This window comes from Burkholderia sp. BE17 (assembly GCF_009362305.1).
GTDB lineage: Bacteria > Pseudomonadota > Gammaproteobacteria > Burkholderiales > Burkholderiaceae > Burkholderia > Burkholderia pyrrocinia_C.
The window spans coordinates 42,043-59,068 of sequence record NZ_WHNU01000028.1 but is presented as its reverse complement, the minus strand read 5'-3'; the positions used below and the strand labels follow the sequence as shown (position 1 = coordinate 59,068).

Below are 17,026 nucleotides of genomic sequence, written 5' to 3'. Positions count from 1 at the left end.
TTGTTTGTCGAGCGCGCCGAGGGGTTCGTCCATCAGCACGAGCCGAGGGTTGAATACGAGTGCTCGTGCCAGCGCAACGCGCTGCTGCTGACCGCCGGACAGCTGGCTGGGCATCCGTTTGCTCAGCTTATCCATGCCGACCATGTCGAGCGCTCGCTTGACCCTTGCCTCTCGTTCAGATGACGGCATTTTCCGAACCTTGAGCGGGTATTCCAGATTCTGCGCGACCGTAAGATGAGGAAAGAGCGCGTAGTTCTGGAACACCATCCCGATATTGCGTTTATGCGGCGGGATCCGATTCAGCAGCTGGTCATCGAGCCAGATCTCGCCATCGGTTGGATACTCGAATCCTGCGAGCATCATCAGACAGGTCGTCTTTCCTGAGCCGGATGGGCCGAGTAAAGTCAGGAATTCGCCCTTTTGGATTTCAAGGTTGAGATCCTTGACGACTAGCGTCTCGCCGTCGTAAGTTTTTTTGACGTGACGAAAGCTCACAAGAGCCTGGGTCGGATCGTGCATGGCTGTCTCCAATGTAAGAATATTCACATTCCGCCGTAGCCTTGCGCACGTCGGCTGTGTGTCGCGTTGATTCATCCGGCGAACCACCGGCACGACTGTCTCGTCGTCGCGACGTTCGCTTTGCACCGCGCTTCATGCGGGAATGCTCGACTCGTCGCGCGACTCGACAAGACCCGCAACTAGCTGGGCAAATACTCTTCGGACCAGCTATCTCCGATCGCATGTCGGGCAATCAGTGTCTCGATCTCGACATCGCTGTATCCGAACTCGCGCAGGACGGAATACGTCGATGCGCCGAATTTTTCAGCTGGTGCCAAGGCGCGAATCCGGGCATGGCACGGACGAATCGCGAAGGGATCGAGTTGCGTGACACATCGGCCGCTAGGATGATTCGCATAGACGCTGAACGAGTAGCTGCCGTTGTCGATACCGGGACGATCGTCGCTAGGCCGGCTGTTGTGCCGACGCAGATTGACGATGTTGTCCGGCACCGCCGCCGCGATATTGGCGGCCTGCAACCTGATCTGCCAAGACGTGGCGGACGCGGTACCAAGCGCGGACGCGAGGAATGCAGCCGGATCCTTGGCTGTCGCAATTCCGGCCAGACCTTCGACTCGATCCAATTCGTTTAACTCACTTTCGCTGGTGTCCACATAGATCCAGTCGTCCGCGGCCCGGAAGAATCGAGACATCGCGCCGTAGCCGCTCACCTCGCGACCGGACGGCTCGTCAAATGGTGGGCGATTCGCATAGTCGTACGCGAACGGAAGCTGCACCAGATTGCCGAGTGCCGACAGGGAGGTTCTCGCGCGCCCGACTTCGCCTGTTTTCGCCTTGCGGTAAAGCGCGGCAGCCACACCTAGCGCAGCCGCGAATCCGCACATGACATCGATCGTTCCGACATGCGCATGTTCCTCCGGCGTCTCCATGCCGCCGCCGAATCGCACCATGATTCCGGTGCACGCCTGGATCAGATCGTCGTAGCCAAGGTAGTCGGTCCGCGGCCCGCGTCGAGGACCGCCGAAGCAGTCGAGCTGGCAGAAGATCACGCCGGGATTGATGGAACGGAGGCTCGCCTCGTCCAGCCCCAGCGGCTCAAGCTGACGATCCGGGGCATTCATGACGATCACATCGACAGCCCGGGCGAGTCGAGCGAACACCTCGCGTCCATCCGGATGGTTCAGATCGACGAGCACGCTCCGCTTCCCACGCGCCGACGACATCCCGAAGACCACGGTATTCCACGGATCATAATTCGGCACGACGGGGTCGAGTTTGATGACATCGGCGCCAAACCGGCCGAGAAACGACGCCGAATGGGGTCCGGCAATCACGTTCGTCAGGTCGAGCACACGCACCCCGTCGAGCCACCCCTGTGTTGGCGCCCCCGACGGAGCAGGCAGTTCAGTACGCTCCTGCGCATCCAGAATGGTTAACGCATCCCGGAAGGTCACCGGATGGCGGGACGCCGGCGAGAGCATGGATTCGGCACAGTCTTCAAGCCACGCGACCGGCCCGGGCTGTTTCATCACACCATATTCGAGATCGTCGACATTCACGACCAGGCCGGCAGTATTCGCGTGGTCGTCATGCAGCCACTCCCGCGTGGTCCGGTGTGCCGCTCCAGGGAAACCTCCTTCACCGAAAATCTTTTCCCATTCGGCTGCTGTTTTCGTACGAAAAACTTCCTTCATACGCGCGGAAATGCGCTTCGCCCACTCTTCAGGTAACGGATAAACCCCTAGCGACGCGTTCCCTTCCCATTCGGAAATCGGCAGGTACGGATCATCGACCCGTGGCAAACCGGCCTCCAGCATTTCCTCGTACAGTCCCATCGCCTGCAGACAGCGGCGTGCGTGCGAGCGATGTGACGGGCATACCGTATAAAACTTGCGGCCGTCGGCACACTCGTAGGTCCGGTAGAACGGATCCAGATATTCCTGCAGCGCTTCGTACGACAGATCCATCGGTAGATTGTTGGAGCGCCGCCGCTCGATTTCCTTTTCGCGCAGGGTCTTGTATCGCTCGGGGTAGTTCTCGATATGGATCGAGTTGTAGGAGAGCCCCTCCATCACAGCCGACGCCAGCGGGACCTCGATTTCATCTCCCATGCCGGTTCGTTGCCGTGCCTGCAACGCAAGCGCAACAGCCGAGACGGCCAGCATGGTGCCGTAGGCAGACGCGAGCGGCAACGGCGAGAAACTCGGGTTGATGCCCATCAGCACGCGGTTCTGCCCCATGTCCGTAAAAACGCCCGAAGCTGCCGCGATGATCGGCTCGAACGCGCGCCATTCGCGACGTAACTGGTCGTTGCTGGCAAAGCCGGGCATCGAGAGCGTGATTAGCTCCGGGCGTGCTTCACGCAACTTCGCGAAATCAAGGCCCAACCGCGCCATCACGCCCGGCCGGAAGTTCTCGATGACAACGTCCGCGCGGCGGATCAGATCTTTGGCTTCTTCCAGGCCTTTGTCGGTCTTCAGATCGATCTGCAGGCAATGCTTGCCGCGGTTGAGCACCGCATTGGCCGGGCTATCCCAAAGCGGCCCGGCTGGAGGATCGACGTGAACGACGGTCGCACCAAGATCCGCGAGGATCATCGCGACGGCTGGCCCCGCAATGTACTGGCCGAAATCGATGACTTTCACACCGCTGAACGGCAATTGATTGCTCTTTCCCATAATCCGCCGAGTCGCCTCCAGACTGGCCGCATCGCGCGACCGTCGATCATCATGTTGTGGACAATCCCCGTCACCGCCGGCCGTCCGCGTCGAGTCGCGGGTGGATGACTGTCAAACGGGATGGAAGCAACTTTCGGTGAGAAGCCGTGGCGGGTAAAGCAATAAAAAAAACGAGGATGGGTACGTTTTTTTTATGAATCGAGCAAATGATGGGCCGGTCGGAGATCGCGTCTCGGCAACGGGACTCGCATACCACGTGCGAGATCAGAATCTCGCGTGTGCCCCCTGAACCTGTGCACTGAGCCATTCGACGAACGCAGCCGCATGAGGATTGACGATGTTGTGCGGGGAATAGACGAGGTAGAACGCCTCACTGGTTGGAAGGCGTGGTTTCAGTGGCGCGATCAACTGGCCGGAGATCAGCATGTGCTCGACGAGGGACGACCTTGCAAGCGCAACGCCCTGACCGAGTTCAGCCGCCTTCAGGGCCGAAATCAGCGTGTCGAATTGCATTCCCTTCGACGAATCGACCTTCGACGCACCCGCTTTTTTGAGCCAGTATCCCCAACCTTCCTCGTAGCCGAGCACATGGAGAAGTTCGAAATGCGCGAGGTCCTTCGGCACCGAAAGCGGCGCTTTGGGAGACAGCAACCCGGGAGCACAGACCGGCAGCAGCGTGTCCCAGGTCAGTCGCTCAGCACGCAACCCCGTCCATTTCCCGTGCCCGTAGCGGATCTCCAGATCAGCTTCGACATCGGTGACGCTGCTATCGCCTCCCCAGATATTGCTCGTAATGCGTAGATTGACGTTCGGATACCGCTTGCGAAAGTCCGGTATGCGCCATGCGAGCCAATGCGTGAAAAACACCAGACTCACTCGCACCGTCAACACCTTCAGATGCCCTTGCCCGAAAATCTCGTCGGTGGCGGCAGCAAGCCGCTCTATCGCTTCATGCACGACTGGCAGGTAGGCGAGTCCGGCCTCGGTCAACTCGATGCCTCGCGGCAGGCGCTTGAATAACGCCGTACCGAGCTGAGCTTCAAGTCCTTTCACCTGCTGGCTGATCGCGGCCTGGGTCAGATTCAACTCGGTCGCCGCGTGTGTGAAACTCAGGTGCCGGGCTGACGATTCGAATGCACGTAGCCAATTGAGCGGTGGAAGTCGTTTCATCGTGCGAATCGTTGCAACAGATCGGGTGGGCAAACGAGAATACCGGCATTCTATTGCACCGATGCGATCAGAATCAGTCGCTGGGCGCCGCTGCGGATGTCGAGAGGCGACGACAAGCTAGTCTAGTCGCAAGCGCGACATCATTTGAGGGGTCGGCAATCCACATCGATCGCATTCCGGGCGCCAAGAATCGGGCGCCGCAGTGTCATCAGCATTGAGCCCGCTCTCGATCATCTTGATCGCGGAGAACGCCACCGACGTGCAACGCGATATCGACGCTCGTCTGGAACAACCGGTTGAAGCGGACCGGTTGCGGCGAATCGCTCCCACTCATATCGAAGGTATCAACTTGCGCAGCACCTTCAATTTCCCAGTGCCGCTCTATCCGAAGCGGATCCTGCCAAGTACCGCGGCCGACAACGCCATCGCATCAACAAGCCACCGAGCTTAACAAGGTGGCCGTTCGGGCCAAGTTGCACAGCTGGCGATGGTGGAATTTCGAGCCGACACTACCAACTGACAACGGCCAGCGACCTCCAAGCGAGGGGTAGACAGTATCGCTTTGATTTATATAGGTATTTATTTGGGGTCGCAAGGCAAGGCCTTACTGGGCTTAAAGGCGATTGACCGGAAAAATGGGTGGAAATCAAGGGCACCCCGCACAAAGATACCGTTGAACGGCCCGCCCGACCACGTCCGCATGCAGCGCCTCCTCGGTCACCAAATCGGCGGTCGGCCGAGCATCGCCGGAGAAGGCTCTAGCGTGACCGGCTTCGCGCCGGTGCGCACCGCGTCGATCAGCCGACACGCCAACGGCGGGTTCAGACGAGGCTAGAAATCAGGTGACACCCGCAGGTGGCGCGGTGGCCGTGTCGAGCGATCGGAACACCACCATCCGTCATCGACGCGTCGCCTTCCTCGATGATGTTCGGCGAGATATCGGGATGCTGGGGGCACGACACATGATCGCCCTTGCGGGCGACGTAGCGGCCGTCGAAGCGCATTGTCGTGGAACCAGTTTCGACCTTGCCTCCGTGGTCGGTGTTGTCACCGACGCGAATTAAATTCATCATATCAACCGGCTATTTCGCGAGAAGCGTTTTCAAATAATCAACTCGCTGCTTCGTGATCGTGACGAGACAGTCTTTCGTAATTAGACCGGGGCCGACACCTTGAGATTGCGAGGCCTCCGCCGCAATATAACCATTACACTGCTTCTCCCTATAGTTAAGCCACGCCTTCTGCGACTGCTCAAATTCATCCTTGTATTGCGTGGATGCGTATATTTTCTGGTAAATAGAGTTAAGTTCTTTTTTTGATTTATCCAAGGCGCGCTCAGCGCAAGATAAATCACTATACACATTCCCACCACCAATGCACGCATCGGCAAACGAACTCAGAGGAAGCAACATCAAAGATATGAAAATGATTTTCTTCATAAAACTCTCAATAGATCAGTGATTGTATGAATCAGGGAGCTCGATGGAATAGGGCTCTGGCCTAGAAGGCATTAGTCCCTGCGTTGTTCCATGCACGTGAACCGCGCGCCCCTTTCCATACCGATAACCAGTAATGCTTGCTTGATGGATGACATCCTCAACCCATACTCTAGTTGCGTCCGAAGCTTCATCTAACGCATATGGATTTGCGTAACTAAGGTTATTTCCAACTAGGGAATCCCCTCCATTAGCCCGATCTTGTAAATGAGCGATAACCAAGGATCTTACTCTCGGAGAAACGCGGCTCTCGGGCACATTTTGCACACTTCCATAAGCACTCGCCCTCGGGGCATTAATATCCGAAAATTGCCACCTCTCATTAATTACCCCTCTAATTGTGCTCCAATTTTTTAGACCAGTCATCCGGCGATTTAAAATCGTATCAACAACCGCGCCGGCTTGTTTTCCCAAATCGTCATCATCCAAGCTCAACGCAACCTCAGTTGCCGTAACTTTAATTAGGTCATCGACATCCTGCTCAGACAATCGAAGCATTTTTCCAACAACTTCCGAGTTAATGAAATTGCCGATAATCCCGATCGGATGGAAATGCCATGGACTCGGCTCATTCGGGAAGCCATCTACCTTTTTTTCGGCGACCTGCTCCCACCACTGCAATTTTCCGATCCGTTCGATCTCGGCCTTCCACAGCCACAGCAGTTTCTTCATGAGTGGCGACAACGCCTCCCACTTACCTATGCCGCCACCCCATTCGCTTTCGCAGCGTACTACGAGATGGGAGAGGGCGGTCTCAAGAATCAAGTGCAACGTTTAGCTAAGCCGGCTGCGGCCAGTTCCATGGCCATAGCCTCTTCCGGCGTTTTCCAATTCAGGGTTTGGCGAGGACGGCCATTCATCAATTTGGCGATGTCGTTCAACTGCATCTGTGTGACCCCAGACAGATCCATGCCCTTGGGCAGGAACTGGCGCAGCAGGCCATTGGTGTTCTCGTTGCTACCGCGTTGCCAAGGGGCATAGGGATCGGCAAACCAGATGTCCAGGTTCAGTCGCTCGGCCAGTTCTACATGACACGTCATTTCCGATCCGCGATCGTAGGTCAGGCTCTCGCGCAGAAAGGCCGGCACCTTTTTCATCTGGCGCGTGAAGCCTTCCAGCGCATCCTGGGCCGTGCAACCGTCCATCCGGCACAGCACCACGAAGCGCGTTTTGCGCTCGACCAGCGTGCCGACGCAGGAACGATTAAAGGCGCCCTTGATCAGGTCGCCCTCCCAATGACCCGGCCACTTTCGTGTTTCGATCTCTTCGGGACGATGGATGATGCGCAGTTCTTCCGGCACAAAGCTCTTGCGGGCCAGCGTCTTGCGCGTGTTGCCGCGCGCCGGCTTTTCCTGGCGAAGCGCTTCGATCATCGCCTGCTTCAAGCCACCGCGCGGGTGGGTATAAATCGACGCGTAGATCGTTTCGTGACTGACGCGTTGTTCCAGATTCTCGGGGTGCATGTCGCGAAGTCTGGCAGCAATTTGCTGTGGCGACCAGCGCCGATAAACCAGATCGTGATGCACCTGCCAGTACAACGCGTTTCCAGCCGCCAGCTTTCGTGGCCGCCGACTTCGTTCACGTCGCCTGCGATATCCCTGGGCCACCGCCGTGGCGTCATAACGGCACGACGACTCCCCGAGGTTGCGCGTCAGTTCGCGCGCAATGGTCGACGCACTGCGATTGAGCAGCCGGCCTATCGCTCGGACGCTTGTATTTCTGGCCCGCTCGATCATGATGGCCGCGCGCTCTTCGGCACTCAAATGCTTGTATTTCGTCATCACAACACCCTACCTCATGACGGGTGTTGCACTTGAAACTAGACTCTAAGAGGCCCGTATCGCTCGCCGCGACGAGGAAAGCAGTGAGCGGCTCGGGCGACATCGATGGGTCGTCGAGCGCACGCATGCATGGTTTGCGGGTTTCGGAAAACTTCGTATTTGCTTCGAGCGCCGACTCTATATTCAAGTCGCGCTTCTCTTCCCGGCCACCGCCGTCATCTGCTCGCGCTTCGTGGGTGACTTGTGCTAGCGACTCGTAATTGCCGCTCACGACGCGCCAGACCGACTGCCTCCGGCATTTTGAATATCCCATGCGTCAAAAAAGTTGACAGGATTGGGTATAGTTACGCATCCGCCCCACGTAACGAGATCGCAACATTCCAAATGGGCTCTATCGCTCGCCGCCGGCCGGAAAATAACGGACGAACCTGTTTTTTCGTCTTCCAGAATAACTAAACTCTTCCGATTATCGAGGGACTATGGATTTGCTGGCGGCCATGCGAATATTCGTGCGGGTTGTCGAGCGTGGCAATTTATCGAGGGCCGCGAAAGATCTCGGTCTGGGCCAACCTACCGTTAGCGACCGCGTCGATCGGCTCGAGCGGTTTCTCGGCGTCAAATTGCTGCTCCGGAACACGCGTGCGGTGTCGTGCACCGATGAAGGCATTCTGTTCTATCAGCGAAGCAAGATCGTGCTCGACGCGGCCGACGAGGCGCGGGCCGTCGTCACGCTGGGCAACAAGATCGTGCGTGGGCGCATTCGCATTGCCGCGCCACATGGCTTGGGCGACGTCGTGCTGCCGGAAATCCTCGCGGTAATCCGCGAACATAATCCGCAGCTCTATATCGATCTCGTCCTGAATGACGAAATCACCGACCCCGTCACCGAGGGCGTCGATATTTCATTGCGGCTCGGCCAGATCGGCGATGGCAATTTCGTCGCGCGTCGATTGGGTTACGTACGACGCGTACTGGTCGCGTCGCCGCTTTATATCGAAAAGCACGGGCTGCCGGAGGAACCGACCGACATCGTCGGGCACCCATTCATTCGCGTCACGGGGCTCTTCAACGACGGCCAGCTTCGCCTGATGAGCCCGTCGAAATCGGTGCGGCCGACGCCGATCAACGTGGTCATCAGCACCAGCCACTGGCGGCCGGTCTACGAGCTACTGTTGAACGGCGCGGGTATCGGCGTCCTTCAGGAACACGTCTGCATCGACGCCCTGGAATCCGGCCGGCTCGTCAGGCTGCTGCCGGATTACACGGTACCGGGATTCGACCTGCATGCGCTGCTGCCGGTCACGCGGCCCGTCCCTTCGAAGACACAGGTCGTGGTGAAGATCATCGAGGAGTATCTGCCACAGGCGATGGCGCGGGCTGCGGACGGCGCGCTCGACATGTAGCGTGCCGCGCCGGATCGATCGGCAGCACATCGCGCGCGGCAGGCAGGCGACGGCACCGACCGCGATTCCGCCGGGCGGATGCCGCAACAAGGACGGTCAGGTGAGCTGACGACATCAAAACGGAGCAAGAGCCGATGCAGCATGTACAGGCCGGCTACGCCGGCGCCGACGATGACCATATCGAATGCGGCGTCCTCGTCTCTTGATGCGATATTCACCATGTCAGTCCTTCAATATGAACGTGTTGCTGGATTGATCGGGTACTTCCGTTTCGATACAGGGAGAGCATGCGCCGGCCTGGAATCCGGCTGGCGCCCGGGCGGCATCGCGGCAGCGATGCGCGCGCCGGGAGAAGACACATCAGTCGTAGGCGCGGGAGCCGACGGACACGGTCGGCGCGGACCACTTTCGGCCATACGCCAGCATCATCACGAAGCTGAGGACGAAACTCAGGCCGCCGACCATCAGCAGGCCGAGCTCGCCGAGCACGGGCAACAGGTTGGTGAGGAAGCCCGTCACGACCCAGGCAATCGCCATCACGGAGCCGGCGACGCCGAGCGCCCAGCCCTGGCGATCCTCGGCCACCGCATCCGAATACGCGGTGTACATGGTGGTGTATGCAACCATGTCGAAGCAGCCGACCACCATGCCGAGCACCCAGAGCGTGTTTTCGTGCGGAAACAGCGCCGACAGCACTTGCCCGATGCCCGCGATCAGCAGGCCCGTCTTCGCGATGTCGACCACGCTCCAGATTTTCAGCATCAGCCGCACGATCACCATCAGCCCGAACACGAAGGACAGGCCGATCAGGCCGCTGAACAGGCCGAGCTGCGAGCTCGTGTACTGGAATTTCGTCTGCAGCACCAGCATGATCGTCTGCAGATACAGCCCGTAGCCGACCTGCATCAGGAAGAACACGATCGACAGGAACGCGATGCGGCGGTGCGTGCCGGCCTGATAGATGATCCGCAGCGGCATCAGCAGGTCCACACGCGTGTTGCCGGTCGGCGCGACCGCGTTGCGATATGACCAGAACGTCCAGAGCCCGCAGACGACCGACAGCGCGGCGACCAACAGGAACGGCGTGCCGTAGTTGAAGAACGGTGCGATCGTGCGGTCCGACGTGACGCCGCCGAGCACGGGGCCGACGATGACGCCCGCGCTGAACGCGATCGACATGATGCTCATGTTGTACGCCTTGGTTTCCGGCGTGCTCATGTCCGTGATCGCGGCCTGCGCGATCCCTTGGCAACCGGCCATCAGGCCGCTCAGGCCGCGTCCGACCAGCAACAGCGCGATACTCGGCAGCAGCGCGCCGAGCGCCATCAGGAAGTAGCTGAGAGCCAGGCCGAACACGCACAGCAGCATGATCTTCCGCCGGCCGTAGCCGTCGGACAGCTCACCCATCAGCGAGGAGCCGAAGAACATGCAGAACGGATAGACACCGTACCCGAGCCCCAGGTAGAAATTGCGGAGTTGCGGACTCGTATCGGCCCCGATGATGCCGGATTGGGGATCGGAGAAGATCGCCGCCATGATCGGGTACACGAGCCCGAACCCCATCGCGTCGATCGCAATGGCGAGCAGGCATGGACCCAGTAGTTTGATATTGAGTTTGGACATGTATGGCCTCGGTAGTAACGTGACAGCTACAGTAGTCGAAGGCCGGATTTGCGAGTAGAGACGTATCTGCAATAGAAATTATCGTAGTTACTGATAACCGACGACTTCCTTTCGGAAATGTAAGGAATGGCTGATGGCGGCGGGTTTGCGGCCCGGCCGGGCGTTGGTGCACGGACGGGAATTCAATAGGACGACGTAATAGATGGACAGATCGACGAAGACTTTCCGGGACTCTGTCGCAATAGGGACGGCCGGCGATGCGGGGTGTCGGGATGCTTATTGACGACTACGCGACGGTGCCTGCCGCCCTGAAGCCGTTCGAATCCGCGTCTTACCCCCGCAGCCGCCGGTGCCATTACACCGCCCCATCCCCGGCTCCTTTACGCCGCCCATCGACACGCCGAGCTGGCAACGCGGCGAGCCCGCGCACCGCCGCCGCGTTCTCGGCGCCATCCTCGCTGCGGCCGGCGATCTCGTCCAGCGCCCGGTTGTTGGTGTTCGGCCCGAACACCCCTATCGACACCATCACGATCAGCATGCTGCCGCCGATCAGCACGAACACCGCGGACACCCCGGCGCGCTCGAGCAGCAGCGCGACGATGAAACTGCTCGCGATTCCCGTCAAGCGGCCGATCGAATGCACGAAACCGAGCGCGCGCCCGCGGATCTCGGTCGGAAACACTTCCGACTGATACGCGGTGCCGTTGCTCGCGAGCACCGTGTTGGACAGCGTGACGAGCAGGCCGAACGCAATCACGAACGGCGCCTGCGCCGACATCGCGAACGCGGTGCCGAACAGCCCGACGCCGAACGCCGACGCGACGATCAGCCACTTGCGCTCGATCCGGTCGGCGAGCAGGCCGGCGACGAACGGCGACACCGGATACGCGAAAGCGATCACGAACGCATACCAGAGGCTCTTCGTGACGGTCGCGCCCTGCGCGGCGAGCAGCGTCGGCAGCCACTGGCTGAAGCCGAAGAAGCCGATGCTCAGGAATGCATTGAACACGATCAGCATCGCCGTGCGGCCGCGATGCTGCGCATCCCACATCGACGGCGCGCGCCGTGCGGCCGGCGTTGCGACGGCCGGCATCCGGACCGCGGGCAGCGGCCGGCCGGATTCCCGCTCGACCGCCTGCTCGAGCCGCTGCAGCACGGCTTCGGCCTCGGCCTCGCGGCCGGTGCGGGCGAGCCAGCGCGGCGACTCCGGCAGCCGCGACTGCAGCCACCAGACGACGACCGCGCCGCTGCCGCCGAGCAGCACGACCCAGCGCCACCCGGACATGCCCAGCGGATCGTGCGGCATCCACAGCCACGACACCAGCGCGAGCACGGGCATCGCGAGATAGCCGACCGCGAAGCACAGCGCGAACGCACGGCCGCGCACGGCCTTCGGCACCAGCTCGGTCAGGAACGCGCCGATCGTGATCAGCTCCGCGCCGACGCCGCAGCCCGCGATGAAGCGGCACACGAGAATGCCGAGCGCATGCGTCTGCACGCACATCGCAAGGCTCGCCGCCGTGTAGAGCAGCAGCGCGCCGGTGAACAGCGCGCGCCGCCCGAAGCGGTCCGCGAGGCGCGACACGAACATCTCGCCGACGAACAATCCGGCGAACGTCGCCGCACCGAGCGCGCCCTGGTCCGACATGCCGAGCACGCCGTGCGAGCCCGCGTGAAAGATGCCGTCGCGAATCAGCCCCGGCGGCAGGTAGGTCATCTGGAACAGGTCGTAGACCTCGAAAAACCCGCCGACGCTCAGGAACAGCACGAGCATCCAGATGCTGGCCGTCGCGGGCAGGCGGTCGATGCGCGCGGCAATCGACGCCGCATGGGAATGGGACATGGCGACTCCTCGATGATCCGCCCGCGCAGCGTGCACGAAGCGGCGGACAAGGCGCCGGCGCGGCGTGCGCGCGGCGCCGGCGTTCAGACGGTGGCAACCGGATTGACCGGCGATCCGACGAGCCCGCGCAGGTGCAGCGGCGGCGCGGTCAGCAGGAAACGGTTACGCCGGTGCGCGCGCAACCAGTCGGCGAGCGGCGTCAGGTGCCACAGCTCGCCGAGATGAATGCCGAGCTTGAACAGGCACAGCTCGTGCAGCGGCATCAGCGCGCCGGGCCGCTCGCGCGCCGACGGATGGCGCGGGCGCTCCTCCACCGCGTGGTTGTCCGCCGCGAGCGCGGCGAGCCCCGATGCGTCGATCCATTCGAGCAGGCGCGGGTCGTTGCCGTCGAGCACGCAGCACACGTCCGGCGCGCCGGGCTCGCCGCGCGCGTCGGCGTCGAGCAGGCGATCGGCGAAGCCCGTATGCACGCACACGATGTCGCCGCGCTCGACGACCACGTCGTCCTCGCGCAGCACCGCCATCCATTCCGCGTAGCCGATCTTGCGCCGCTCGTCGCCGAAGTGGCGGCGCAGGTCGACCAGCACGCCGCGCCCCTGCACGCCGGTTTGCGCCATCACCTCGATGCCGAGTGCGCGCGCACCGCCGCGCGGCGCGCCCGCTTCGGGCACCTGGATGTGCTCGTCCATCCGGTAGCCGTTGTAGAACACGCGGGATCGCTCGCCGTCGCCCGCCGGATCGAACAGCGAGCCGACGTGCGACAGCGCATCCCATTGCGTCGAGAACTGCGAGTGCATGCAGAACGAATCGTCGCAGACCACGTCGGTTGCGTTGGCAACCTGTTCGTCCGCCCGATAGCCGAAGTACGGCTTGTCGCCGAGCAGCGCCGGCATGATCGCCGGCGGCCGGCGCCGCGCGTTCAGCCCGCCGCCGCGCGGCACGTCGAGCGGCAGGCTCAGCGAAAACACGCGGCCTTCGCGCACCTCCGCAACGCCGCGCAGCACCGCGTCGGCCGTCAGCCAGTTCAAGCGCCCTTTCTGATCGTCCGGGCCGAAATCCCCCCAGTTCGAGCCGGGCGGCCGATGGGTCCAGCGTGGCTTCATGGCGTCTCCTCCATGCAATGTCCAGGGTGCGGCGGCCGTCGATCGCGGCCGCGTCGCACGTCGCGCCTAGCGCGTGCGGATCACGCCCAGCCCGGCGAGCCGCTCGTATTCGCGTTCGCCGAGCAGCGGCAGCAGGATCTCGCGATTGTTCTCGCCGAGCGCGGGCGCCGGCCGGCGGAACGTGCCGGGCGTGGCCGACAGGCGCGGCGTGATGTTGTGCATCGGCAGGCTGCCGACGTCGTCGTCCGGCAGCTCGACGAGCGCTTCTCGCTCGATCACATAGTGATCCTGAACGATTTGCGCGATGTCCTGGATCGGCCCGACCGTCACGCCGGCATCCTCGAAGAACGCGAGATTGGCGTCGAGATCGCGCGCGGCGATGAATTCGCCGACGATCGCATCGAGCGCGTCCGCGTGCTGCACGCGCTGCACGTTGGTCGTGTAGCGCGGATCGTCGATCAGGTCCGCGCGGCCGATCGCGCGGAACAGGCGCTCGGCCATCGCCTGCGTCGAGCTCGACAGGCACAGCCACTTGCCGTCGCGGGTCCGATACGCGTTGCGCGGCGCGGTGTTCGACGAGCGGCTGCCGGTGCGCGCCTTGATCTCGCCGGTCATCACGTAGTTCGCGGCGGCCGGCCCTAGGATCGACAGCAGCGGCTCGAACAGCGACACGTCGATCACCTGCCCCGCCGCGCCGTGCGCGTCGCGCGCATGCAGCGCGACCAGCACGGCGATTGCGCCGGACAGCCCGGCCGTCATGTCGCCGAGGAACATCGGCGGCAGCACCGGCTCGCGATCGGCGAAGCCGTTGATCGCCGCGAACCCCGCGTACCCTTCCGCGAGCGTGCCGAAGCCCGGCTTGTGGCGGTACGGCCCCGTCTGCCCCCAGCCGGAAATCCGCGCGATCACCAGTTCCGGCCGGATCGCGAGCAGGTCGTCCGGGCCGAGCCCCATCTTCTCGGCGACACCGGGCTTGAAGCTCTCGACGAACACGTCCGCGTCGCGCGCCAGCCGGCGGACGATGTCGATCCCCTCGGGCGCGCGCAGGTCGACGCACACGCTGCGCTTGTTGCGCCCGTACACCTTCCAGTTCGTGCTGATCCCGCCCGCGCCGACCGCGCGCAGCGTATCGCCGCGCTCGCTCTCGACCTTCACGACGTCCGCGCCGAAATCGGCGAGCTGCACGCTCAGCATGTTGCCCGCCATCAGGCGCGACAGGTCGACGACGCGCACGCCCGCGAGCGGCCCCTGCGCGCCGGCGTCGAACGGTTTCGGATGGATCGGGCCGGTGGACGCGCGACGGCGCGCGCCGGTCGCGTGAGCGGCCTGCGGGTCGGGAACGAACATGCTTGTCTCCTGGTTGGTGTGTGTGTCGTTCGATGCGGACTTCGAAGTGCGCGCGCTCGGCCGCGCACCGCGTTACTCGAGCAGCACGCCGAGCTGGTCGGCCGCGCGGAACGCCGCGCCCGCGGCGGGCAGATCGCCGCCCAGCGCATGCGTCAGCTCGGCTGCGGCCGCCTGCACGCGCGGCAGGTAGTCGGCCAGCACCTTCTTGTTGAAGCGATAGCGCGGCACGCCGAGCGAGATCGCGCCGCTCAGCACGCGGCCGACGCCGAACGCCGGGCATGCGATCGCCGCGCTTTCCGGGTCGCGCTCGGCGATCGACACCGCGTAGCCCTGCTCGGCCGTCTTCTCGTAGTCGCCGCCGCGCGTGCCGCTGAACGCGAGCAGCACGCGCCCGGCCGCACCGACGTCGAGCGGGAAGCGGTCGCCCTCGCGCAGGTGCGTGCGCACCGAGCGCTGCGCCTGGATGCGGAACAGGCACACGCGCTGGTCGCCTTCGCGCACGTAGAACGCGGCCGTCTCGCCGGTTTCCGCCGACAGCTTCGACAGGATCGGCATCACGTACTCGCGCAGCTGGAACGACTCGCGATACATCATCCCGAGCTGGAACACGGCGGGCCCCAGCACGTAGCGCCCGTCCGGCAGGCGCTTGATGAAGCGGAACTGCTCGAGCGACTCGAACATCCGCAACAGCGTGCTCATGTTGAGCCCCGTCTCCTCGCTGACCTGCGCGAGCATCAGCCCGCCGGGCGCGTTGCCGAACGCCAGCAGCGCCGTCAGCGCGCGGTTGACCGCGGCCACGCCGCCCTCTGCGGGATTGCTTGTCTCCACCTTGTTCATGTCCACCTCGTGCGAGACCGGCAGAGTCGTGCCGCGTCGCGGCTGCCGGCATCAAAAAATGAAAGTCACTTTCATTATACGCAGATCATCGATGACATCAACATGAATCCGCGCGGCTTCGGTCGCTCATCTTCTTGAAACAGCCTTTGAAACTAGGCGTTAACGATAATCTTGACGAATGCCCTCATCCATCACAAAAATGAAAGTGACTTTCATTTTTAGAGATCAACGATGAATTCGTCGCCTCAATCCGTCTGGTCCTCGCTGCTGTACGTCCCCGCCCACGTCCCCCGTTTCGTCGCATCGGCCGCCGAGAGCGACGCCGATGCGCTGATCCTCGACCTCGAGGACAGCGTCCCGCCCGCGTGCAAGGAGGCCGCCCGCGACGGGCTGGCCGACGCCGTGCCGGCGCTGCGCGCGCCGGGCCGCGACGTGCTGGTGCGCGCCAACGGCCCGCTCGACCTGCTGGTGCCCGACCTGCGCGCGGCCGTCCGGGCCGGCGTGGACGGCGTCGTGCTGCCGAAGGTGCGCGGCGGCTCGCACGTCGAGGCGATCGACGAACTGCTGGCCGCGCTCGAAGAGGAAACCGGCGCGCCGCCCGGCGGCACGCGAATCGTCGCGATCGTCGAGACGCCGCGCGCGTTCCAGGCGATGGACCGGATCGCGCGGGCATCGCCGCGCGTCGTCGCGATGATGCTGGGCGGCGGCGACTTCGCGCTGAACTGCGAAAGCGGCGCGAGCGCCGACGTGCTGCGCGTGCCGAAGCAGCTGCTGATCATCGCCGCGCGCGCCGCCGGCATCCTGCCGCTCGGCCTCATCGGCGGCCTCGACGAGCTGCGCGATCTCGACGCGTTCGAGCGCCTCGCGCGCGCGTCCGCGGAACTCGGCTATGCGGGCGCGACCTGCATCCATCCACGGCAGGTCGGCGCGCTCAACCGCGCGTTCCGGCCCGACGACGACGCGGTGCGCGACGCGAACGCGGTGCTGGCCGCCTACGACGACGCGCGCGCGAACGGGCGCGGCGCGCTGCGCGTCGACGGCAGGATGGTCGACGCACCCGGCGTCGCCCGCGCGAAGCGTGTGCTCGCGCGTCACGCGGCCGTGCAGGCGCGTGCCGACGGCGTGCCCCGGTGATGCGCGCGCCGCCCTTCATCGCCGTGCTTCATCCCTGCGCACGCGCGCGTCGCGCGGTGCACGCGTGCGTTCCACCGCGCCGCTGCCCGTTC

At 63.0% G+C, this 17,026-nt stretch carries 12 protein-coding genes and 4 pseudogenes; 4 read left to right on the top strand and 12 right to left on the bottom strand.

The genetic code is table 11. From position 1 onward, the window contains the following. Positions 1-30: 30 nt before the first annotated feature. The 3 genes and pseudogenes from GD429_RS41235 to gcvA all read right to left on the bottom strand — a co-directional run. Positions 31-519 (bottom strand): annotated as a pseudogene (locus GD429_RS41235) (ABC transporter ATP-binding protein); the annotation flags it as partial. Between the two features lie 179 nt (positions 520-698). Further along, complete coding sequence (locus GD429_RS23345) at positions 699-3,197, bottom strand: CoA transferase (RefSeq protein ID WP_152860335.1); 2,499 nt, start codon at positions 3,195-3,197, stop codon at positions 699-701. A gap of 264 nt (positions 3,198-3,461) precedes the next feature. Then, positions 3,462-4,367, bottom strand: a complete 906-nt coding sequence (gcvA, locus tag GD429_RS23340; protein ID WP_105393585.1) for a transcriptional regulator GcvA — start codon at positions 4,365-4,367, stop codon at positions 3,462-3,464. Positions 4,368-4,548: 181 nt separating this feature from the next. Between gcvA and GD429_RS23335 the strand changes: the two are divergent. Continuing rightward, positions 4,549-4,818: pseudogene (locus GD429_RS23335) on the top strand (hypothetical protein); the annotation flags it as partial. A 370-nt stretch (positions 4,819-5,188) separates the two neighbouring features. On the opposite strand, the gene GD429_RS23330 reads toward GD429_RS23335, so the two are convergent. The 4 genes and pseudogenes from GD429_RS23330 to GD429_RS23315 form a co-directional block, all read right to left on the bottom strand. Further along, a complete protein-coding gene (locus tag GD429_RS23330) occupies positions 5,189-5,440 on the bottom strand; it encodes a PAAR domain-containing protein (protein WP_152860333.1) in 252 nt (83 codons plus the stop codon). A gap of 9 nt (positions 5,441-5,449) precedes the next feature. Then, positions 5,450-5,806, bottom strand: a complete 357-nt coding sequence (locus GD429_RS23325; protein ID WP_152860331.1) for a lysozyme inhibitor LprI family protein — start codon at positions 5,804-5,806, stop codon at positions 5,450-5,452. A gap of 15 nt (positions 5,807-5,821) precedes the next feature. Continuing rightward, positions 5,822-6,613 (bottom strand): annotated as a pseudogene (locus tag GD429_RS23320) (hypothetical protein); the annotation flags it as partial. A gap of 11 nt (positions 6,614-6,624) precedes the next feature. Further along, positions 6,625-7,644, bottom strand: a complete 1,020-nt coding sequence (locus tag GD429_RS23315; protein ID WP_152860329.1) for an IS30 family transposase — start codon at positions 7,642-7,644, stop codon at positions 6,625-6,627. Positions 7,645-7,699: 55 nt separating this feature from the next. Between GD429_RS23315 and GD429_RS23310 the strand changes: the two are divergent. Together GD429_RS23310 and GD429_RS23305 are read left to right on the top strand one after the other, a co-directional pair. After that, positions 7,700-7,894, top strand: a pseudogene (locus GD429_RS23310) (IS5/IS1182 family transposase); the annotation flags it as partial. Between the two features lie 229 nt (positions 7,895-8,123). Beyond that, complete coding sequence (locus GD429_RS23305) at positions 8,124-9,047, top strand: LysR family transcriptional regulator (RefSeq protein ID WP_152860327.1); 924 nt, start codon at positions 8,124-8,126, stop codon at positions 9,045-9,047. A 360-nt stretch (positions 9,048-9,407) separates the two neighbouring features. Here GD429_RS23305 and GD429_RS23300 read toward each other — a convergent pair whose 3' ends face one another. From GD429_RS23300 to GD429_RS23280, 5 genes are all read right to left on the bottom strand, one after another. After that, positions 9,408-10,670, bottom strand: a complete 1,263-nt coding sequence (locus GD429_RS23300; RefSeq protein WP_034184338.1) for an MFS transporter — start codon at positions 10,668-10,670, stop codon at positions 9,408-9,410. 355 nt (positions 10,671-11,025) lie between these two features. Further along, positions 11,026-12,513 (bottom strand): MFS transporter, encoded by a 1,488-nt coding sequence (locus GD429_RS23295; RefSeq protein ID WP_152860325.1) that lies wholly within the window; start codon positions 12,511-12,513, stop codon positions 11,026-11,028. An 83-nt stretch (positions 12,514-12,596) separates the two neighbouring features. Then, positions 12,597-13,616 carry a cyclase family protein gene (locus GD429_RS23290; protein WP_152860323.1) on the bottom strand — a complete coding sequence of 340 codons (1,020 nt, stop codon included), beginning with the start codon at positions 13,614-13,616 and terminating at the stop codon, positions 12,597-12,599. Between the two features lie 66 nt (positions 13,617-13,682). Continuing rightward, on the bottom strand, positions 13,683-14,963 hold the full coding sequence (locus GD429_RS23285) for a CaiB/BaiF CoA transferase family protein (protein ID WP_152860321.1): 1,281 nt from the start codon (positions 14,961-14,963) through the stop codon (positions 13,683-13,685). A gap of 72 nt (positions 14,964-15,035) precedes the next feature. After that, entirely contained in the window at positions 15,036-15,800 is a 765-nt protein-coding gene (locus tag GD429_RS23280) for an IclR family transcriptional regulator (protein ID WP_034184341.1), read from the bottom strand. Between the two features lie 231 nt (positions 15,801-16,031). Between GD429_RS23280 and GD429_RS23275 the strand changes: the two genes are divergently transcribed. After that, entirely contained in the window at positions 16,032-16,934 is a 903-nt protein-coding gene (locus tag GD429_RS23275) for an HpcH/HpaI aldolase/citrate lyase family protein (RefSeq protein ID WP_152860319.1), read from the top strand. Positions 16,935-17,026 lie beyond the last annotated feature (92 nt).